Annotated in this window: 16 protein-coding genes and 1 tRNA gene; 9 read left to right on the forward strand and 8 right to left on the reverse strand. The window is 56.2% G+C overall.

Features of this window, described 5'->3' with window-relative positions; genetic code table 11:
* The first annotated feature begins 16 nt into the window (after positions 1-16).
* Entirely contained in the window at positions 17-598 is a 582-nt protein-coding gene (locus ACFOLG_RS16070) for a YceI family protein (protein WP_386093688.1), read from the forward strand.
* Between the two features lie 90 nt (positions 599-688).
* Here the strand turns inward: ACFOLG_RS16070 and ACFOLG_RS16075 are convergent, their stop codons facing one another.
* Both ACFOLG_RS16075 and ACFOLG_RS16080 read right to left on the reverse strand, forming a co-directional pair.
* Positions 689-2,326, reverse strand: a complete 1,638-nt coding sequence (locus tag ACFOLG_RS16075; protein ID WP_386093691.1) for an EAL domain-containing protein — start codon at positions 2,324-2,326, stop codon at positions 689-691.
* A gap of 68 nt (positions 2,327-2,394) precedes the next feature.
* Positions 2,395-3,051 carry a HugZ family pyridoxamine 5'-phosphate oxidase gene (locus tag ACFOLG_RS16080; protein ID WP_386093694.1) on the reverse strand — a complete coding sequence of 219 codons (657 nt, stop codon included), beginning with the start codon at positions 3,049-3,051 and terminating at the stop codon, positions 2,395-2,397.
* 132 nt (positions 3,052-3,183) lie between these two features.
* Here ACFOLG_RS16080 and ACFOLG_RS16085 point away from each other — a divergent pair.
* From ACFOLG_RS16085 to ACFOLG_RS16115, 7 genes are all read left to right on the forward strand, one after another.
* A tRNA-Thr gene (locus tag ACFOLG_RS16085) sits at positions 3,184-3,259 on the forward strand.
* Between the two features lie 654 nt (positions 3,260-3,913).
* A complete protein-coding gene (locus ACFOLG_RS16090) occupies positions 3,914-4,312 on the forward strand; it encodes a type IV pilin protein (RefSeq protein ID WP_386093697.1) in 399 nt (132 codons plus the stop codon).
* Positions 4,309-4,770 (forward strand): pilus assembly FimT family protein, encoded by a 462-nt coding sequence (locus ACFOLG_RS16095; RefSeq protein WP_386093700.1) that lies wholly within the window; start codon positions 4,309-4,311, stop codon positions 4,768-4,770. The genes ACFOLG_RS16090 and ACFOLG_RS16095 overlap by 4 nt, the downstream gene beginning before the upstream one ends.
* Positions 4,767-5,342, forward strand: a complete 576-nt coding sequence (locus ACFOLG_RS16100) for a PilW family protein (RefSeq protein WP_386093703.1) — start codon at positions 4,767-4,769, stop codon at positions 5,340-5,342. The genes ACFOLG_RS16095 and ACFOLG_RS16100 overlap by 4 nt, the downstream gene beginning before the upstream one ends.
* Before the next feature lie 11 nt (positions 5,343-5,353).
* On the forward strand, positions 5,354-6,850 hold the full coding sequence (locus tag ACFOLG_RS16105; RefSeq protein ID WP_386093706.1) for a PilX N-terminal domain-containing pilus assembly protein: 1,497 nt from the start codon (positions 5,354-5,356) through the stop codon (positions 6,848-6,850).
* Positions 6,851-6,858: 8 nt separating this feature from the next.
* Entirely contained in the window at positions 6,859-7,212 is a 354-nt protein-coding gene (pilV, locus tag ACFOLG_RS16110; RefSeq protein ID WP_386093708.1) for a type IV pilus modification protein PilV, read from the forward strand.
* Positions 7,213-7,436: 224 nt separating this feature from the next.
* Complete coding sequence (locus ACFOLG_RS16115; protein ID WP_386093711.1) at positions 7,437-7,745, forward strand: H-NS histone family protein; 309 nt, start codon at positions 7,437-7,439, stop codon at positions 7,743-7,745.
* An 88-nt stretch (positions 7,746-7,833) separates the two neighbouring features.
* On the opposite strand, the gene ACFOLG_RS16120 is transcribed toward ACFOLG_RS16115, so the two are convergent.
* From ACFOLG_RS16120 to ACFOLG_RS16140, 5 genes are all read right to left on the reverse strand, one after another.
* Positions 7,834-8,055, reverse strand: coding sequence for a DNA/RNA non-specific endonuclease (locus ACFOLG_RS16120; RefSeq protein WP_386094792.1), 222 nt, complete (start codon positions 8,053-8,055; stop codon positions 7,834-7,836).
* Positions 8,056-8,408: 353 nt separating this feature from the next.
* On the reverse strand, positions 8,409-11,216 hold the full coding sequence (locus tag ACFOLG_RS16125; protein ID WP_386093713.1) for a DEAD/DEAH box helicase: 2,808 nt from the start codon (positions 11,214-11,216) through the stop codon (positions 8,409-8,411).
* Complete coding sequence (locus ACFOLG_RS16130) at positions 11,213-11,977, reverse strand: hypothetical protein (protein WP_386093716.1); 765 nt, start codon at positions 11,975-11,977, stop codon at positions 11,213-11,215. Before ACFOLG_RS16130 ends, ACFOLG_RS16125 begins: the two co-directional genes overlap by 4 nt.
* Before the next feature lie 341 nt (positions 11,978-12,318).
* A complete protein-coding gene (locus tag ACFOLG_RS16135) occupies positions 12,319-17,379 on the reverse strand; it encodes a hypothetical protein (protein WP_386093718.1) in 5,061 nt (1,686 codons plus the stop codon).
* Positions 17,380-17,761: 382 nt separating this feature from the next.
* A complete protein-coding gene (locus ACFOLG_RS16140; RefSeq protein ID WP_386093721.1) occupies positions 17,762-18,397 on the reverse strand; it encodes a transposase in 636 nt (211 codons plus the stop codon).
* A gap of 85 nt (positions 18,398-18,482) precedes the next feature.
* Here ACFOLG_RS16140 and ACFOLG_RS16145 point away from each other — a divergent pair.
* Positions 18,483-19,633, forward strand: a protein-coding gene (locus tag ACFOLG_RS16145) for an IS3 family transposase (protein ID WP_386093724.1) whose coding sequence is annotated in 2 segments (ribosomal slippage) — positions 18,483-18,726 and positions 18,726-19,633 — 1,152 coding nt in all. Because the reading frame shifts where the segments join, the coding sequence is not laid out codon by codon here.
* Between the two features lie 55 nt (positions 19,634-19,688).
* Here ACFOLG_RS16145 and ACFOLG_RS16150 read toward each other — a convergent pair.
* Positions 19,689-20,129, reverse strand: a complete 441-nt coding sequence (locus tag ACFOLG_RS16150; RefSeq protein ID WP_386093727.1) for a LexA family protein — start codon at positions 20,127-20,129, stop codon at positions 19,689-19,691.
* Between the last annotated feature and the right edge of the window lie 183 nt (positions 20,130-20,312).

Genomic DNA, 20,312 nt, shown 5'->3' on the forward strand with positions numbered 1-20,312 from the left:
CCACTGGAGAAACCCGATGATCCGTACCGCCCTGTTCGCTGCCCTGTTTGCTTCCGCCGGCATGGCCGTTGCCGCCCCGGCCAACTACGACGTTGACCCGACGCACACTTTCGCCGCCTACGAAGTGAACCACCTGGGCCTGTCGCTGCAGCACGGCACCTTCACCAAGGTCAGCGGCAAGCTGGTCGTGGACGAAGCCGCCAAGAAAGGCAGCGTGGATGTCAGCATCGACGCCGACTCGCTGCAGACTTTCCTCGGCGATCGCGACAAGCATCTGAAGAGCCCGGATTTTTTCAACGTGGCCAAGTTCCCGACCCTGACTTACAAGTCCACCGCCGTGGTGTTCAAGGGTGACAAGCCGGCTGCCGTGCAAGGCAACCTGACCCTGCTGGGCGTAACCAAGCCGGTTACCCTGACCCTGGCACGCGTCAGCAAGGGCAAGAACCCGATGACCGGCGTGGAAACCTGGGGTGCCAACGCCGTGGCCACCATCAAGCGTTCCGACTTCGGCATGAAGACCTTCGTACCGGCCATCAGCGACGAAGTAAAACTGAGCATCACGCTGGAAGCCGCCGCCGCCCAGACCCAGGCCCAGTAAGCGCCGCCTGGTGCATGAAAAAACCGCAGCCCACGCTGCGGTTTTTTTTTTCGTCCGGCGCCAAGGTTGGCCGCAAGCGCGGCCGGCGCCTCAGGCCGCCGCCAGGCCGTGCAGCAGCTCGGCCAGCAGCATCGGCCGGTAAAAGTGGTAGCCCTGCGCATACTGACAGCCCAGCTCGCGCACGCAGTCCGCCTGCTCCGCCGTCTCCACCCCCTCCGCCACCACGCTGCAGCCCAGCGCCTGCGCCAGCCCCACCAGCCCCTGCACGATCTGCGCATCGATGCCGCGGCGCGCGATGTCGGTGACGAAGCTACGATCGATCTTGATCACCCCGGCGCGCAGCCGCTTCAGATACGACAGCGAGGCGTAACCGACGCCGAAGTCATCCACCGCCAGCCGGGTGCCCATCTCGCGCAGGTTGGCAATCGCCTGCTCCACGCCGGCATTGAGCGTGGCCATCGAGGTTTCCGTCACCTCGATCTCGATATTGGCGGCCAGATCCGGCTGCTGCTGCAGCAACTGGTACAGATAGGCCGGCACGTCGGCATCCAGGCTCTGGCCGGACAGATTGAACGACAGCACGAAATCCGCCTGCTGCGCCACCAGCTGCCGCGCGGCGGCCAGAATCCGGCTGATCACCCAGCGATCCAGCTCGGCCGCCAGCCCCATGCGCTCGGCGACCGGTACGAAGAAGCCGGGCGACAAGGCACCGACAGTGGCACCGGGCCAGCGCAGCAGCGCCTCGGCGCCGACGATGCGGCGGTTGGCCAGCGCCACCCGCGGCTGGAACAGCAGCTCCAGCTCGCCATTGCGGATCGCCTCCGCCAGGTTGTGCTCGGCATAGCGCGCCGCCTGCAGCGCGGGATAATCCGCCGCCTGCAATTGCAGCAAGCGGCGCGGATTGCCGGCGCTGGCAAAGTTCAGGTGCAGCGCGCTGGCCTCCAGCAGCGTCGCGCCATCCAGCCGGTACTGATCGGCCTGCGGCCAGTCGATCTGCAGCCGCAGCACGCTGGTGGTGTAGTTGAGGCTGATGCTGCCCAGCGCGATGCTGTAACGCTGCTGCAGCTGGTCGAAATCGCCCTCGCTCAAGTGCGGCAGCTCGATCAGCGCCCAGCAGCCATCCGACCAGCTGTACACCTGGCCGTGCTCCGCCAGCGGCTGCAGGCGAGCATGCAGCGCTTGTTGCAGCTGCTGCAGTTCCTGCGGCCGCAGCCGCATCGACAGCGCCAGGTAGCTGTCCAGCTTCAGCAACGCCACCCGCACCGGCTGCCGCCCGCGCTGCTCGAGCTGCAGCCGCTGCTGCAGCTGCAGGCGATGCAGAAAGCCGCCGGCCAACGGCGCAGCCGACGCGTGCCGCGCGTGGCGGATGCAGCTCGCCACCGCGGCCAGCAGCAGATCCAGGTCGACCGGTTTATCCAGCAGCTGCGCCACCGCCAGCTCGCGGCCACGCTGCTGCCGGCTGTCGCCCGGTGCGGTCAGCAGGATAAAGGGGGTGTCGGCGATGCCGGCATCGGCGCGCACCGCCTCCAGCAGGGCCAGGCCATCCAGCTGCGCCAGCGCCATATCGCTGATCACCAGCTCCGGCCGCTCGCTGCGGATCAGCGCCAGCGCACTGCGGCCGTTGTCCGCCTCCAGCACGCGATAGCCGGCAAACTGCAACTCTTCGCACAGCAGCTGGCGCGTCGTGTCATCGCCCTCGACGCAGAGCACAGTCTGCAGATCAGACATGGTTTTCTCCCGGCCGGGACGCGGCGGTACAGGTTGGCCGCATCCCGGTGGCAACACAATCGGCGGCGTCAGGCGGGCGCCTGGCCCTCGGCCAGCAGCCTGGCGCGCGCCACGGCCTCCACATCAGCAACATTGGCTGTGACGGCGAAATCCAGCCGCCGGCGCACGGCACCGTGGCGGCAATCCAGCCCGTACAAGTCGACACCGAGCACGTCCAGCTGGGTCAGCGGCTGCAGCGTGGCCAGCAAATCGGCCTCCTGCGCCGCGGGCAGCAACGCCGCCCGCTGCCAGTCGCCCTCCTCCACCCAGCCCATGCGGCCAAAGCCGCCGATGAAGCGCACCCGGCGCGGCTGCAGCCGGAAGAAATGAAAATCGCCCAGCGCCAGGTAGTCGGCAAAGTCGGGACAATAGCGCAATAAGCGCGCCAGGGTGCCGGTATCCGGCTGCGTCGGCAGCAGCTCGCCCAGCAGCGTCATGCGCTCGGCCGCCAGCACATCGGCACCGTCGGCCCGTTGCAGCAGCAGGCTGACGCGGCCATCGGCGCGCACATTGCGGCAATGCTCGGCCAGCTCGCTCATCAGCAGCCACGGCGCGTGGTCCGGCCCCAATGCCAGCGGCACGCTGGTAACGAACGGATAACCCGGCAGCGACAACGCATGACTCGCCAGCGCCGCATCGCCACAGGCGTGCAGCAGGGACAGGCAGTCGGAAACGGCAATTTTCATGGCAGGGGTCACAAGCAACTGAAGGTGCTTTCACGATAGGGCCAGCACGCGCCGCAGGCAATATCCGCCCGTATTTCCAAAGCCGGCGGCTACCGCTATAATCGCTGCCGCTTCAGCCACGGCTGACGGTGTGCCGGTATAGCTCAGTTGGTAGAGCAGCGCATTCGTAATGCGAAGGTCGGGGGTTCGACTCCTCTTACCGGCACCAATGAATTCAAGCAATTAGGCCATCTCTTTTGAGGCGGCCTTTTTGCTTTCTGGCAGTTTGTAAGACCATTGTAAGAACGGCGTGCCCCTTTTCTCTCTATGCGCGAGTCTAATGCCTCAGCGGCTTACGGCACTTTCGTAGTAGGCCTTTTACTAGGCTGATTCCGGTGATGCTGGCCAGTTGTACTGGTGACATCTATCTAGTTAACACCTCTACGGGCAGATCTTGGCTAGAGGTATGCTTTGCTCTTAGACACGCCTACCTCCCACTACAAGAAATACCTCTCCCATCCAAGTGCCCTCTCCTCGGCCAAAGCTGAAGTTCACATTCTGCGCGACCTTGGCGGCTGCCAATCTGAAAGCACTCTCATCTTTTCCCCACTGAAGCCGGGACAGCCCACCTGGCGAAGGTGGACCTACGTGACCTTCTACCGGGAGCAGCAGACCTTGTTGCCATGCTGTCGTCGGGCAAAGTTGGTCGCAGCATTTCGCCCCCCTAGTAAACCTCAAATATTACTTACTATGCATGTGTTGCTATCCTTTCACTATGCATAATAAATTTGCTGCAAGTTTGTGATTTTTAAAAAAAATCATGGACACATTTCGATACACATGTAAAATCCAATTTGATTACTCATTGTCATTGGTAATGTTAATGAAAAAGTCAGCGGCGGGCTTTACCCTGATCGAGCTGGTGGTTGTCTGCGTGGTGGTGGTGATTCTGGCGGCCATTGCCATCCCCGCGTATTCGCAGTACATGCTGAAAAGTCGGCGCATCGATGCCAAGAACGCCTTGTCGACCTTGCAGCTGACGCAGGAAAAGTATCGTGGCAACAACCCTGCCTATACCAGTACGCTGGCGTCATTAGGCCTGACCTCAACCTCGCCTCAGGGCTATTACACTATTGCTATTGCCTCTGCTGCGAGTTCGACCTACTCGGCGACCGCAACCATCAACGCTTCCGGTGCACAGGCAAAGGACTCCTGCAACAACCTGACTGTCAATCAGGACGGCTTCCCTGCCAGCAATGACAGTTGTTGGGGTCTGCAGTGACCCGGGAGCAGGGATTCACCTTGTTTGAAGCGATGATCGTCATGACCATCGTCGGGATTTTTGCGGCTATTGCGATTCCCAACTTCAATACCAGCATCAAGAAAACCAAGATACGCAAAACAGCAGACTTGGTGTCTCAGTCGATGAATTATGCCAAGTCCTACGCATTGGACAGGAATGCCACGATTTATTTTTCGATACAGGCAAACAAGCTCTGTTTGAGTCAGGTTTCAGCAAGTGCTTGTGAGTTGCGTAGCGATAGCCTAGATAGCGATGTGGCTGCCAGCATAAAAGACACTTCCAGCAGCACCCCCGCCAGTATTTCCTCATTCAGTCTTAGCGGTGTCTACGGCACTCCAATGCCCAAGGATGTCACGGCAACGGTCTCGGCCAATGGTTTTAGCCAAAGCATCAACATGAATATTATCGGGATCGTTAGCGTAGGTAGCTTGCTATGATGCGGCAGCGCGGCTTCAACCTTATTGAGCTAATGGTGGCGCTGACCTTGGGAATGGTGGTTATTCTGGGGGCAGAGCAAGTCTATTTCACCACACTTGCGGCCAACGTTTCTGCAGTCAAAATGCAGCGCTTTGAGCAGACCTTGCAGGTGCTGGGAAATGAAATGGTGACGGAAATTCGTCGGGCAGGTTATGCCAACCCAAGTGTCACCCTAACCAAGCAGTCGAATAATAAATACTATCGGGCACAGAGTAGCTGCATTACCTTCTCGCATTCTACGCCGGCAGTCTATTCTGCCGCTGCTGTAAATGAAGTTTTCTACGGCTACCGCCTGGTCAATAACAAGATTTATTACTGGAGCAGCACCAGTAGCAATGGAGATTGTAGTACCACAACCAACTGGAAGGCACTAACTGACAGTGGCCAGATTAAGGTAACTGGCTTGAGTTTTACTGAATCGGGTACGGCCTTGGTCACGATCAACATGCAGGCTGATGCCGTCAATATGGCGACACCGAGTGGGGGTACAGTCAGCCGCAACCAGACCTTTTATGTCAGGGTGCGAAATTGATAGGGGTAGGCATGCAACGTCAGCGCGGTTTCACCACTCTACTGGTTTCCTTGATACTGGTGTTGCTGGTATCACTGAATGTGATCATCGGTGCTCGCAGCTCGACGCTGGAAGTCAAGTCGGCGAATAATCTATACCGGACCGAGGCTGCATTTCAGAACGCAGAGCAAGGCTTCCGCACAATGCTGGCACAATTGAATGCCACCATCACGGCAACGCCCGGGGTGGCATTGAGCAATACCAAGCTGACCGATAGCCTGTATACGGCGAGTTTTTGTACCGCAGCCAGCTCGGATTGCGTGGCAAGCAGCTCCCTGCCATTCCCTTTTATCAAAAGCAAGGGCATCGACCCGACCGGTGCTACGCGTACCGTTAGCCAACGAGTGAACTACAGTTTCTCTGCTGGCAGCCCGCCGATCATGCCCACTCTCGTGACAGATGCCCTGACCGCCTTGGGCAATATCAGCATTGGTGGTAATGCAGATGTTTCTTCGGTTAAGTCGGGTGGCAGCGTTACTAGCTCAGGCAGCGGTTCTGTCGGCACGGTAACAACGTCGGATTTTTACCAGAAGACCCTGGTTAATGGTGTCGAAACCGATTTACTGGCTGCAGATGGTTCCAAAATCAAATGGACCACTGATGAATTTTTCATGCATTACTTTGGTGGCCTGTGCCCCAATACCCAGGCAGCCTACGATTTACTGCGTGCAACAGGGACGGCGACTTCTGTGCAGCTTGCACAACAGGCGGGCTATTGCAAAGCAGAGGTGAAAGCCACCGTTACGGCACGTAGTGATGGTTATATCTGTCCTTCAGACTGTAGCAATGCCAGCCTGAGTGCCGCGTATGCCAGTGGTGCACGGCTCATGTGGCTGACGTCGGGGGGAATGAAGATCAACGCCAATGTCGTGTTGGGTAGTACTGCAGATCCAGTGATCATCTTTGTGATGGAAAGTGGCACGGTACAGATCAACGGGACGTCAAAGATTTATGGCGTGGTCTATGTGGACGTGCCCGAAATTTCGTCGACAGTGACCAATGTGACGAGCACGACGACCTGTAATTGCACCGCCAAAACAACACGCATCTCCAAGAAGGGCAATGAAATTCAGTGGAGCAGCCCCTCTTATGAGCCTACCACCGCGACGCAGTGGTGCACGATTGCTGCCTGCAAAGACGCCAGTTCAGCATTGAAGTGCACGCCATCAATGCCGTCCAGTACCGCTGTTGGGAGCAGCTCAACCTGTACTTACAATATCACCGTGGATGTAGGGGATTTGAGCACCCCCGGTCAGACACAGGTGGTTATTGAGGTACTGGGTACTTGGGATAACAGTGGTGGCGGTAATGCGCTGATTGAAGGCGCCGCACTGACGTCCGGCAACTACGCCACTACTGGTGGTATCGAAATCGTGAAAAACACGGGTATTGTTACCAAATTTGAGGCGGGTACGCCTGGCGTCAACAGCCTTTCCACTTCCAGCAGCGGCTGGTCGGACATGAACTAGGAGGCCGGATGCAAAACCAACATTCTCAAGCCGGCTTAAGTCTGATCGAGGCACTGATTGCCATCGTGATTCTCAGCATCGGTCTGATTGGCGCGACCAAACTACAGCTCAGCATTAATATGGCGACGCAGACTTCTCGCCAGCGGGTTGAGGCGATGAATTATGCTAGAAACAAGGTGGAACTGTTGCGCGACGCCGGCGCTTGTACTGCAGCTACGGAAGGCCCTACCACTCCATACCAAGGTTCTACTGCCTATAATCTTACCGTCACCTGTACCACCGTGAAGCAGCCGGTGGTAACCGTGACCTGGGTTGATTCCAAGGGTGATAATAGTAATCTGGTGATTCAAACTAATATTTAAGCTGCATTGCCAGCGCTATGCCCACGACGCTATTCGGGTAGTGGTTCTCGATTGATATCACCCGAATGGGAAGCTTTTTTGGGGAAAAATAAAATCAACTGGTACCGTCGGCGCCAATCGCGTAGTATCGCCTTCAATCAGCTAGTCAGCATTTCAATCGATTGCCCAGTTGACGATTTGCTTGGCAAGCGTGCTGACAATATCAATGAATGAAAGAGGGTAATATGGATCTGCAATCACTTTCCCTGCAGGAACTCTACGATCTACGTAATCAAGTGGCGACAGAAGTGGCACGCTTGGAATCGGCAGAGAAAATTGAGGCGTTGAAAAAAGTGCAGGAGTTGATGGCCACGTATGGCCTGAGCACGGAGGACCTGACTAAAAAGGCTGCCGCCTCCCGGAAGCCAGCAGAAGCCAAATACCAGAACCCGGCGGACCCAACACTGACCTGGACTGGTCGTGGTCGCAAGCCGTTGTGGGTACTGGCCTACCTGGAGAATGGCGGCGCCCTGGAACAGCTAGCACTGTTCTAATTGGTCCGAAGACAGCATAAAAAGCCCTGCAGATGCAGGGCTTTTTATTTGGAAAATCGACGCAACATGCGACTACCGAATGCAGCGGTTAGGGCAGACTCGGGAAATAGTGAATGCCGGTGCGCTGAACGAGCTCAGCATAACTCAGCCGCTCCGGTTTGCGAACGTTGGCATTGGCCGTCCAGTACACCCATGATTTCCCGGTGCCAGGATCGAATACCAGCTTGTACAGGGCATCGGGTACGCGCACCTGCCCAGCATAATGAGGGGCGACTTGCGGATCGTAGTACGGCCCTGTGATCACGAATATCTCACCACCGGCATACTGCCATCAGTGCGGCTCTCGGTGTCTGCTTGGCACTGGTGGTCGGGCAGATCATCACGACAGTATGGCCACATCCGCGCCCTTTCATGATCGGCTTGGGCCATACCTTCCTGGCGCACAAACCAGAGGCATCCTTTCCCAGTGATCACGCCACGGTATTTTTCACCCTTGGTGTGGGCATGCTGTTTGGTGGTCTACGCAAGCAGGGAGGTGGCCTACCAATCCACCCAAGCTAACAAAATTGCAGCAAGGCCTCGTTGGCACTCTCCCTTTGGGCTTAAGATCAATGCTAACTTGATGCCAAACGCTTGCCTTCTTTCCACACCTTACGCGTGCATCTACTCAAGCGGAATCAACGAATCGTCTGCCACGGTGTCATCACCCCTGGCGCTCAACGCCTGCTCGACTGCTTTGGCCATTGCAGACCAATCAGTACTGGCAGCATCCTCACTTCCAAACTTGCTAAGCGTTGCAAGACCTCGGAGTAGCCACGGCAAAAAGTTGCCAACAACACTATCGATGAACGAGACAAAGTTCTCGAACATCGTCTCGACGGTCTCCGGCTGCGCCCTGGACTTAGCACTACGCAAACTTTCAAAGACTTCGCGAACATCCATCCGAGCGAAAAGATTCGATAGCAGTTTCTCTACGTTGTCAGCTTTCACTACATTTCTGTGCGAAACCCCTGAAAAGATCTTTCTCAGATCCTCATTCGGTTGCTCGGGAATGCCGTTGAATTGACGCAACAGCTCGCCCAAAAGAGCCGCGTCCGAATTGAATCCATCCTTTGACAGGAATCGGATCATTTTTCGACAAGTGTCAGGCGAAAAACCGCTGAGATTGGCTGCCTCGCCAAACTCCGTCAGTTTGATTGGGCTATTCATAACCGCCATCGCGCCGCCAGGCTGAGAATCGTCCAGTGCGTTAGAAACTGTCTCCTGAAAAATTCGCCGCACATTATTTTCGCCTCCTGTTCGCCCCGCATAGGAAGCTTCAACAAGCTCCGAGACAACGTCATCAGCTTCAGGATGTTCTCCAATGCAGGCAAGCAGTTGTGCGCTAAACATAGCCTCTAATAGGTTTTGTCCATTCGGTGGCGTTTCGCTCCAGTCACCGCCAAACGTCGACATAAGTGGAGCCGATGAAAACATTACCTCTGCCAAGCGCTTAGGATCTTGGTCTTGCCGATTTGTAGACGGAGGCCCCATCAAATTCTGGAAGAGAACGGTGTCACCTTCCGAGAACGCTCCGGCCCTGCCGCAACGGCCAGCAATATTGCGAAAAGTCATCGACTTCATTTTCGTGCCGTCGCCATGCATGCTGCTCAGCCAATGAGCCACGATGGTCCAGCGGAACGGAAGATCTGCGCCCTCTGCAAGCGTAGTTGTTGCACAAACAACGAACAGCTTGCGCTCACGAGTTAAACGTTCGATGTCACGGCGAATATCGAAAGGTAAAGAGGCGTTGTGATAGGCCACTCCATGTCGCAAACAGCCGGCAAGGAAGTCCAGATATGGGTAGCGTCTCAGTACGTCGGCGGCGGTTTGAAAAATGTCAGCATCGTCAACGAGCGGGAGAGATTCCATTAATATACGGGCAAGTAAACGGGTATCGACCTTGCGCGGGCATACCACCAACCCGGGCGAACCCAAGCGCGACAGAAGATCTTGCGCAATAGAGGCAACATTGATTGCGGCGCTCTTCTCGTTGGCCTTGGCGTGCTGCGAATACTTGATCTTTCCCGGCAGATCGATTTTAGTCGCCTTGGAAATAAGCGTGGTCGGACGCCCGCTTTCAGGCTTCAGCGCATCGTTCCCGTGAATCCAAAACATCTCTCCACTTGAGAGACACATAGCCAATCTGCGCGCAGTCGGTCGCCAGCCAATCTGATGAAGATCGTCAGCTTGAACGCCAAGCCAGTCGCACACTTTCTGCGGTTCGGTCAGCACCGCCGAAAGACCAATAACCCGGAGACTCAGGTTGCTCTTCTGCAGCAACCTCAGCCGTGACACCAAACCTTCTACCCGCGCTCCTCGGGCACCGTTCTCAAGAATATGAATTTCATCAAAGACCACAGCACGCAGCCGTTCAATATCTTTGCCCGAGCGAAGCCAGCCATCAAAACGCTCAGGCGTTGCAACGATAATTTCTCTATCCGCGAAGATGCTCAGGGCCTCGGACTGGAAACCGCCAAACATTGAAATAACTGGCACTTCGTCACGGAGGTGCTTCTGAAGAGCATCCTTTACCTGTTCGCCCACCGCGACGTAGGGTGCCACGTAGACACATAACCCGTCGCCCCCCAAGTTGGCGACCATGCAAGCCTCGGCAACAAAGGTTTTCCCCGTGCTAGTTGGCAATGTCAAAAGCGTATTACGCTCATGCGAGGCAATTCGACTCTGCGTCAAGAGAATGTGCTGAGGCGGCAAAAGCGTCACCATCCCTGACTTGACCGCATTTTTGACAAACCATTCTGGGATCTCGGGCGCCAGTTCCAACAAGTTGGCAGTTGCCAACCGTTTGGCCTGATGAGCTGCCATACGGCCACCCAACACAACCGCACCCTCCGTCATGGAGCCGCTTCGTGCGATGCCCGTAAAGGTCTTTAGCGCACGCGCAAAAGCTTCTGCACGAACACTCTGATTTGTGTTGCGGAGCGCTTTTCTCCAGTCTAAGCGAAACTCTTCGAAAACACCGTCACTCCGGGTGCGCACGAGTTTGCCGCCCGGGTCACATATTGCAGCGACCATGCGAAACGTATCGCTAGATTGAAAAAAAACCTCAGAAACTTCCGACAACGCTGCACGCGCACTTGGGAAGTTGCCATGCATCGCAAAAGCAAGCGCAGCATGGAATGCCAGCTCATCAAGATCCGATTCCGCTGGCGGATTTTCCGAGGTTCTCAAATGTTGTGCGGTAGAGAGCAAAATTCTCGCAGCGGCTACGAGTGGAGCTGCATATTTCTCATCATCCAGAAGTGCAAGCGAATTAACGTCCACACGTGTCTGGAATACGTTCATACACTTGAGCGCCGTTGCCACGTCGAGCGGGTCATCTGTTGGTGTTACAGGCTCAAGCTGTCTCGCCTTTGCAGCGGTTGAGGACGCACACTTGATGAAATCGACCGATGTCGGGAACTCTCTCATGGCATGGAGCTCTTGTTATTCGATAGATGAATGAAACAACTCGTCAGATCTGTGATTGCGATGCTCCAGGCCTCAATGCAGTCCTGCCTCCAGCCAAGACCCTCAATCTTTACTGCAACATCATCTAACGCAGTTAATGCTGCTGAGTCTCCAGCTTTGCGGTCATGCACCAACGTTGGCAATAACGTAATGCCCGTGCAGTCTTCCGCCTTGGGCTGAAAAAGATCTCCAACGCGCTCCAGTTCTGCAGGTGAAAATTCATGAACTTCCATCAGGTAGCCCTGAAGCCAATTCATTCGCTCCCCCAGTGATCCAGCAAACTTCGCTTTACCTAGCAGCTTTTCGTAGTCACCTACAAGTGCGCTTGCGTACTTCAGATCAATCGCCCCAGTTGTTTTTACCTCCATGATGTAAAGGCGGTCTTTACTCGTGTCCCCATTAGGATCCAAGTGAATGATGGTCGTATCTAAACCAGTAGGGGCGCCATCCTGAAGAGGCGTAAGAGCCCCCATGATCGCTATCGTGTAGCCTTTGCTCTTGCCATACAGACCGCTCGACCGAGCCACCTTATACGATATGAATTCGCCCAGATTTCCTCGCCTTCCGGTCTTAAGCTCTGAAATTTCCGGCGGCCACTTCTTGGTGATTTTTGTTAGCTCGTTATGTATCCATTGATAAAAGGTTTCACAGTCGGGATTACCACGCACTAGGTGAATAGATCGCCCGCCAGACGATTTTGAGAGTGACCTCTTGAAAGCCATCGGAATCTCCCATTATTTTCTATTGTGTGGCCTTCGCCTTTCGCGAACGTGCCAAATTTAGGTTAATCGCATGCATTCTAGCGCATGCGGTATTGTCATCTAGTCTTGGCGGGTTGATAACTATCAACGCCTTCACGCATTCAGCATTGGAGTGACTTGGCGTCCGGGGAGCTGAATGACCAGTTCGGGTTTCTAACCGGCTCTGCATCGCCGGATTGCTCAATGACCGCTGTGGCCGAACTCCAGATATTCCTCACATACCGCCATGTTTGGCCATCATCAGCACAAAGAGCTAGGAATGGCCAGACACGTACGCCTAGCCACATTTGTCTGAATCCGCACTATAACCCAGCAGGACTGGTCGGGGACGTTGCCAGGTAGTCTCTAAGTTGGAAGCTGAGCGATGATCCAGCATCTACAAGCCTGTCGAGTATGTCGAGCGTAGCCTTCCTCAGCCGGGCATCTCGGATGAGTTCCTCTCGGTGCTCATGGATTGTCACGCGGCAGATGGTCTCGGCGTCCCAAAGGCAGTTGCCGTCGTCGAGCATGTCAGCGGGAGCCTGATTCAATGCATCGCGGAGTTGCAGCAAGGCTGAAGGCAGCGCGGACACACGCCCAACGCCTGCCGCAATTTGCAGCAGATACCGCAGCCCTGTGCGGCTATCACCAACAGCTATCAGACAGTCGGCGATGAAGCGGGGACGAGACTTCAAGAGGACCAGATCGTTGAAGCCTTTGCCCCACGGGACCGAGCACAATAACAATGTCCTGAGCACTTCGTCATATTTACTATAGAGTCCTCGACCTTTTGCCCTTAGCGAAGCTTGAGGAAACACTTTCGCCGTAGCCCTGTCCCAGATTCGCCAAAGCGCACTTGAGTTCGCAAACTCCTTTTTGGCTGAGTCGATGAGAGCCGACTCCAGTAGCCGAGCAGTCAGCTTAGGCGCGTTGTCGATGCAATAGTCAAGTGCTGCGAAAAGGGGGGAGGCGTTGTCTGATTGAGTCAAGAGTTCCGCAGCAAGCGAGTCTGCTAGTTCCCGGCGCGTCTCAAAGTCGACGTGGTCAGGATCATGAGGGTCGCTCCTGGGGCCGCCTTCTTGGTCTGCAACTAACTTGGCCAAAGTGATGAGGGACTGAATTCGCCAGGTGTCGGACGCTTCATTACGAGCGGCGGAGATTGCTATCAGCCACTCTTTGATACCAACGAGGCAGCTCGGAGATGGTCGTATACAGGGCTTTGCCTGCAGCAAGGCTTCGCTCAGCGAGTAGACTGTTGCCTCCCTAGCCTCATCGACGACGTCGCGGCGCCGCCCATATGGCGCGGTCAGTCCCTTGGTAAGTGCCTCGGCATACTGCGCCAAGCCCGTCACCAAGACCTCTGTCAGCATCGGTTGCCGCGGCGTCAGGTCTACAGCTATCGCTTCGGCTGCCACTCGGCGCAGTTTCCACATCGGTTCGGTGATAATGTTAGCCAAGGCTTCACCCATCTTTGCCTGTGATGGGTCAACAGCAGCTAGACCGATAACGGTTCGAGCACGAGCCTCACCCAAAGAGTGGTCGCGACTCGGCCAAGCATCCTTGTCTTCGACAATTGCAGTTCGCTCAAGCACTAGGCTCCGTGCCCACCGAAGAGCCTCAGAGTCCTCGGAGGACCACTTCGTGCAAAGCGCGTAAGCCAGTTCGTCTTCCAGACCGGTGAACATGGCAGCTTCATCGTTTTCTACTTCTTTGGCCACACTGACGAATTCTTCGTAGGCCTCGGATGCTGACGAAAAGCGCTCTCTGGTTGCAGGGGGGGCCCCTGAAAAGCGTCCCATAATTGCTGCGGCCCAAGTTCTTAGCCCGGAGATGCGGTTCATTCGCGCCATGCGAACTTCAGCGTCGTCACTGGCTTGCTTGAGCTCCGGCTCTAGGTTGGCAATCTCAAGAGGGACCCACTTACTATCTACAGTAGGCTCTCCCAGCGTAAGACCGCGAGAGTCCATTCGCTTGAGACTCATGCGCCAGCCGTCTGGCACGTTCGTTGCTCCCTTCAGTGCCCCCAGATGTGTGTCCAAGATACTGAAGATAGCTTCGCGAAGCTCTGGCTGCTGGAGTTGCAGCTTGAGGACGAGTACCTCAAGGTGTTGCCGGCGGTGGGCAAGTCTGTTGCTCGTCACTCGCTCTTGTTGCCGCGCATCGTCCAGCCCGTCGTGGCCTCCGTGGATGGCGAGCGCACCTCCCTCCTGAACACTGCGGGCAATATCATTGGAGAAGAACTGCGGGCACTTGAAGATGGAGAGTAGCTTCTCGGTGACCAGCTCAGGGTGTGCAATCAAGACACTTGCAACCAGCCCGGTGGTGAAGCTCGACTCTCCTCGCTCCAAGATTACCTCGAGCACCCGTGAGATTATCCTGGGCTGGGGTTTGGCTTCGATGAGCAGGCGCTCTTCCAGCGCCATCAAGGCTGAGTTCAGCAGGTAGCTGGTGACGCTCAGTCCTCGATACGTAGACCACAACGAAAAACTGTGGATGTGCGGCCGGCCATTGGGGCTTTGCTCCCCAGGTATGATGATCACTTCATCCTCGGCCGTCTTTGCAAGTGACCGCGCTGCATGGTTGCACAGCTCTACGACGGAGATGACGCTCTTGGGCCAAGCGTAGAGTAGCAGCGTACGGAAGGGCCCCTGCAAGGCTGAGGGCGGGAAGAACTTATGCGCGGCTCGCTCGCTGAGCCCCAGTTCAGCTTCCCATCCACCCATTCCGAACCTGTGAGGCTTCCTGGGCTCAAGCTCGATGTTGAGCGCCTTAAACACCCGCCACACCAAGTCAGGCACAAAAAAGCACGCTTCCCGACAGTTATTCACATCAACAAGGAACTGCAGGCGTTCCTCGGCGTGGAAATCTCTACCGTCTGAATCTGCTGCGATGCGCTTCAGTAGCCCCTCAATGAACTCCTCAAACTTAGTAGGGGCGGCCCCTAGACACCGACATAGGAGAGCAAAGAACCGCTTTGCGACAGTTCTCTCCTGGAACCAAGTGTCAGCGTCTTTCTTGCAGAAGTGCTCCGCGATATTGAACACATCCAGTGTCCGTTGGGAGGGCTTATACCAATTCGCGTCGTGCGAAGTAGCATCTTCAGCGAGCTGAACAACCCAGGAGTGGCTCTCTGGTGGCAAACCCGGGAAAACCTTTGCCACCAGTCCGATGAGGACGTCCCAAGCTTTGCCTATAGGGGCGGCCATCCCAAACCGAAGTCTGATCTCATTAAAGCCTGGGTCTTCAGTCATGGCTGAGTAGTCAATCGAGGTGGGGCCTTTGCACGCAACTCGCAGTAAGTGGCTCAAGCGTTGCAGGAGTGCAGCGCTGTTGAAAGACACATTACTGCCAAGCTTTGCAATCAGCTCGTCGACCCGCTCTGAGCGTAGGAGACCAATAGCGATCTCGTCGCGCCACAGTTGAGGAATAGCCTGGTCTTGAGCAAGTGCAGCCTCCAGCAGCGCATAGGAATCCTCGTCACCTTCGTCCGAGCGCAAAGCCGTCCATGCACGTAGAGCCCTGCGCATACCGGCATGCAAACCCAATTTCCCGAATAGTGCCCCCCAGTCGCGCTCAGCCCCTCGGACTTCTCGCGCGACTCTGAAGAAGAGCGACCAGTCTTCCAAGACGTCATGCGCAGGAGCTACGCGATCTGCAGCATCCTTTGATAGCACGCCATCATGCACTAGCGAGGTAACCGCCTCCGCATCTACAGGGGCGTCGACGAACTGCGAGAAGCGCTCTGTTCGCGTGTAGCAGACCTCATCGAAGGCTGTCCTTCGACGAGCGGCCAGGCCCGATGCTAAACCTTTGCTCGGGGCCACCTTCTCCGTCCAGAGTGCTAGTCGCAGCGCACTGGCTGTCGCCTGCGGCAGTGCAGCACCTGCAGACATATGGCTAATGGCAAGCCGAAGATAGAACGGTGCCCGCAATACCTCCCTAACGCTGTCATCAGTGATTACAAGTGACTCCAAGGGGGTCCCTGCCACAGCGGCGAAGAGCTCCGCATCTGTCAGTTGGGGAACGTCGACAATCTGGAAGGAGAAGTTGAAGAGAAAGTTTGCGAACAGCGCATTGACGGCATAGGAGCGAGTCGAAACGCAAAGCCTGACCGTCTTGTGCGTGCGCACCAACGTCAAGAGTTCTTCCAAGGCGCCCGGGGCCCTTGCCTCAAGCGCCTTCTCCAGCGAGTCGATGACGATGGTTGGGGTTCCGTTGCGCAAGAGTTTGTCTAGGCTCAGAAGCGCGTCTGGCATCCCACTGAGTGATTGGACTGCGCTCAGGCTTGGTTGATCGAGCTCGTCAGCCCGGAAGAAGAACAGCGGGCCGGACTCACGCAACAGCGGGGCAAGTTCCGCGATAACCGCAGACTTACCTGCGCCTGCCCCACCGGTGACGATGACCACTTGGTGTTCGTCAAATCCCGCCAATACCTGAGCAGCACATTGACCACGAGGAATGTGTTTGCCGTTTGGCAACGATGTCGAGATGAACGATAACTGAAGACTTGCTCGGTCGCTGAAGCGTTCGGCTATGCCGCCCAGGCCCCTCTGGCCCGCTACGCGCGAGACTGCTTCCTGCAGGCCTGCCATTGCGGTCGCCTTCCAGGTCTCGCGCGTCACGGTGCCTACGTTGACGCCTTGCTCAAATACATAGGAGAACAGGCCGTTCCAAACCTGCTCGCCTGAGTCCCCAGGGTGGCCGGAGTTGAGCAGGGCTTGCACGAGACTCAACTCTTGGGAGGCTTCAACACCGAGGTCGTGAATGTCGACTCGCAGTCTTTGCAACAGCGCAAAAACGATCTCCTCATCATATTTTTCCTGGAGCGTGTTCTTGGAGACCTCCTTGAACGATCCCCAGGTACGCTTGTGTTGGGCATCGAAGAGCTTGGACTCAAGCTTCTGGAGGAAGTCAGCCAAATCGACCGATGCCCGTGACAGCTCGCAGAGCCTCTTGGCTGCATGATTAGCAGGCGTCCCGGGAGCGACTGTCGCAATTACAAGTACATCGCTGGCGCGGTTGAAGGGGCTACCTTCCTCCCCAAGAAAGTCTCGCCAAGCCCCTTGAAGACTATCGATAAACTCGGTATTACTGGGTATGGCGTTGAGACCGCGTTTGCACTGAATGAGTTGAAGGCGCACTCCTTCCTTATCTAGCAGTTGGCAGTAGATGTCGTCTGTATGCGCCCCAGTGTAGCGAGCCTCAAAGCGGAGGGTCTCTGCCCTGCCTCCTTGCAAGCCGAACGTCGTCGGCAATCCGGTCAGCATGTTCGCCAGGTAAAGCGCGGCAACCCGAGTCTGGAAGACGCCGCCACCGCCGCCGGTGGCAACAGCGCTGACTACTTGTGTACCTTTAAGGGGGGAACGCTTCGGGTCGTTTGGCATATTCAGTTTTCTAGGGCTTTTGTCCTTGCTAAGACAACCACGAACGGTTCTGCCCCACTGGCGATTAACACTGCCCTAAGGTGACTGGTCCACGCCAACTGCGTTAGGGGATCAACAGTCATTCGAGATAACAACCATCGAAGGACAGGTTACGGTTGGTACCAACATTCGTTCGAGCTCGAGACAGAGCCCGCGTCTGACATTGAGTGGACTCGTAGCCGATGCGCGATGTCAGCACCTAGCGGGCAAGAGCAATGTTAGCACAATAGCATGGTTGGCTACTTTGACCGATGAGCCTGCGTAGTGCGGCTGGATGCTGCGTTGAGAGCCATTTGGTGGCTTTGCGGCAATAATCTGTTTGATGAATATCTCACTGCCGGTCTCAGCAAGGCTTATTGCTCAAGTGCTTATGTGGTTTGTCCCTTGGTTTTCTTGGTTTAGATACCCCATCTCGATGAAGATAGGTACTGCTGGCAATCAGCAAAAAAGCCTCCTTGAGCAGTGAAATTGCGTTTGCAGCCAGCAGAAGGATGGGCGGCAGTACTCGCTTTAGTGCCGTATGGGCATACCCGTGATTAATTCTTCTCCCTGCTCGAAGCGGCTCATCTGCCACCGCAGCAAGGCAAGCCAAAGCTTGCAAATTGTCACACAGCACTTTGGCAGCAAAATCTTGCATTACCGCCAGTTGAGACAGCCCAGACACGTGTTCCAAATTCAGGCGATGCTTCAGCCGTTTGAAAGCTTCTTCGATCCGCCATCGTTGGTGGTAGAGTTCACTAAACTCGGCCACTGGAAATGCTTGGGAATCAAGCAAGTTGGTCATCAATACGTGAGAGGCAGAACCATCAGGGGAAACGCTACGCACAAGGCGAACTTCTTGCGGCGTGGCGGGGCAATCGTAATCAGCAATATCTCTTTGGTCGGGCGCGTTCAACGTGACAATGGCCTCAACGTCTTCAGAACGCAAAAACTTACGCACGCACTCGAAGCCCCCCTTGTCTGTTTGATCCACACGCATGCAAAACTTGATTTCCGCTTGATGAATCGCCCCTCCTTTCCTAGACACCTCAAGAGCCTCACACTAGGCCCTACAAGGAGGTGTCATGAGCAGGCAGCGTTTCCCCGAAGAGTTCAAGATTGAAGCCGTCAAACAGGTCACTGAACGCGGCTATCCCGTCGCCGAAGTCGCCAGCCGTCTCGGTGTCTCTGCCCACAGCCTGTATCAATGGCTGAAACGCTACGACCCCACGCGGGCCAAACCGGCCGAATCAGCTGACCAGCAAGCCGAAATCCGCCATCTCAAGGCAGAGCTGAAACGGGTGACCGAGGAACGCGACATCCTAAAAAAGGCCGCCGCATACTTTGCCAAGGAGTCCGGGTAAGGTATGCCTTCATCCGGGCCCACGAGCAGCAGTTTCCAGTCCGACGACTGTGTCGTGTCATGTCGGTGCACCCCAGTGGCTACTACGCTTGGAAAGCGTCCCCGCATTCACCCCGTGCCCGCGAAGACCAACGCTTGCTGGGGCAAATCAAACAGGCCTGGCTAGAGAGTGGCGGTGTCTATGGCTACCGCAAGGTGTATGACGACCTGCAGGCGCAAGGGGAGAACTGCGGCAAACATCGTGTGGCACGGCTGATGAAGCAGGAGGGCCTGCGTTCGCAGACGGGCTACCACCGACGCCCAGGGCATTACCGTGGCCGCCCGGCGGTGGTGGCGCCGAATCACCTGCAGCGCCAGTTCACTGTGGATGCACCGAATAAAGCCTGGGTGACGGACATCACATATATCCGCACGCATGAGGGATGGTTGTACCTGGCGGTGGTGCTCGACCTGTTCTCGCGACAGGTCATTGGCTGGTCGATGCAGTCACGTATCGATAGAGAGCTGGTGCTGAATGCCCTGTTGATGGCGGTATGGCGGCGTCAGCCCAAGCAGGAGGTGCTGGTGCATTCCGACCAGGGGAGTCAGTTCAGTAGTTACGACTGGCAGGACTTCTTGAAGGCCCATCGCTTGGTGCCGAGCATGAGTCGGCGCGGGAACTGCCACGACAATGCCGTGGCGGAGAGTTTCTTCCAGTTGCTGAAGCGGGAGCGCATCAAGCGAAAAACCTATCACGACAGAGAAGAAGCTCGGCGGGATATCTTCGATTACATCGAGATGTTCTACAACCCGAAACGTCGGCATGGTTCCGCAAACGGGCTATCGCCGGTAGAGTTTGAAAAGCAATATTTCCAACGGCTCAAGAGTGTCTAGAGAAGCCGGGGCGATTCATAGAAGCTGTTGCCATCCACCAGGGCAAACAGTGGCATTACCGGTTCCCCTGCCTGAACTGCTTCACACAGCCAGTCACCACGCCCCATATCTGCAGTTCCTGCCCATCGTGCAGCTCAATAGCGGCATAGGCCGGATTCTCAGGGATCAGAGCGACACGGCTCCCACGCTTGTGCAGGCGCTTTACAGTGAAGTCCCCATCCACGATAGCTAGCACCACATCACCATGCATAGGTGTGAGGCTGCGATCCACCACCAGAATGTCCCCGCTACCAATCCCAGCGCCCACCATGGAGTCACCCGCTACCCGCACCATGAAAGTTGCCGGTGGGTCTGTGATCAACAAGGCGTTCAAGTCCAGCACAGCCTCAAGATAATCGTCAGCGGGTGACGGGAACCCCGCGGGAACACGAGAAGAAAAGACTGGGACCGCCAGCTTGGGTGGGCTGGAATCTGAGTGGTAAAAAGCTGTAATCATGGTTGGCTCCTGCTGCTTCTTTTGATTATGTACGAATTCAATAGCAACACCAAGAACCTATCGAGAGCTTATACTGGTTGCATGTGCGTGAACTACTCCACACCCACGCGGCAACAACTCGAAGAACTGTTCAGCGTCCCCACACCAGAGTTCGAGTGGAAAGCAGAGGCGTGGCAAGACTAT

Source organism: Vogesella facilis (assembly GCF_042648525.1).
GTDB classification, from domain to species: domain Bacteria; phylum Pseudomonadota; class Gammaproteobacteria; order Burkholderiales; family Chromobacteriaceae; genus Vogesella; species Vogesella facilis.

Excerpts from the sequence above, each read along its gene's own strand:
- ACFOLG_RS16070 (WP_386093688.1), top strand. The coding sequence starts at position 17 with ATGATCCGTACCGCCCTGTTCGCTGCCCTGTTTGCTTCCGCCGGCATG.
- ACFOLG_RS16075 (WP_386093691.1), bottom strand. The coding sequence starts at position 2,326 with ATGTCTGATCTGCAGACTGTGCTCTGCGTCGAGGGCGATGACACGACG.
- ACFOLG_RS16080 (WP_386093694.1), bottom strand. The coding sequence starts at position 3,051 with ATGAAAATTGCCGTTTCCGACTGCCTGTCCCTGCTGCACGCCTGTGGC.
- ACFOLG_RS16090 (WP_386093697.1), top strand. The coding sequence starts at position 3,914 with ATGAAAAAGTCAGCGGCGGGCTTTACCCTGATCGAGCTGGTGGTTGTC.
- ACFOLG_RS16100 (WP_386093703.1), top strand. The coding sequence starts at position 4,767 with ATGATGCGGCAGCGCGGCTTCAACCTTATTGAGCTAATGGTGGCGCTG.
- ACFOLG_RS16105 (WP_386093706.1), top strand. The coding sequence starts at position 5,354 with ATGCAACGTCAGCGCGGTTTCACCACTCTACTGGTTTCCTTGATACTG.
- pilV (WP_386093708.1), top strand. The coding sequence starts at position 6,859 with ATGCAAAACCAACATTCTCAAGCCGGCTTAAGTCTGATCGAGGCACTG.
- ACFOLG_RS16115 (WP_386093711.1), top strand. The coding sequence starts at position 7,437 with ATGGATCTGCAATCACTTTCCCTGCAGGAACTCTACGATCTACGTAAT.
- ACFOLG_RS16125 (WP_386093713.1), bottom strand. The coding sequence starts at position 11,216 with ATGAGAGAGTTCCCGACATCGGTCGATTTCATCAAGTGTGCGTCCTCA.
- ACFOLG_RS16130 (WP_386093716.1), bottom strand. The coding sequence starts at position 11,977 with ATGGCTTTCAAGAGGTCACTCTCAAAATCGTCTGGCGGGCGATCTATT.
- ACFOLG_RS16135 (WP_386093718.1), bottom strand. The coding sequence starts at position 17,379 with ATGCCAAACGACCCGAAGCGTTCCCCCCTTAAAGGTACACAAGTAGTC.
- ACFOLG_RS16140 (WP_386093721.1), bottom strand. The coding sequence starts at position 18,397 with ATGCGTGTGGATCAAACAGACAAGGGGGGCTTCGAGTGCGTGCGTAAG.
- ACFOLG_RS16150 (WP_386093727.1), bottom strand. The coding sequence starts at position 20,129 with ATGATTACAGCTTTTTACCACTCAGATTCCAGCCCACCCAAGCTGGCG.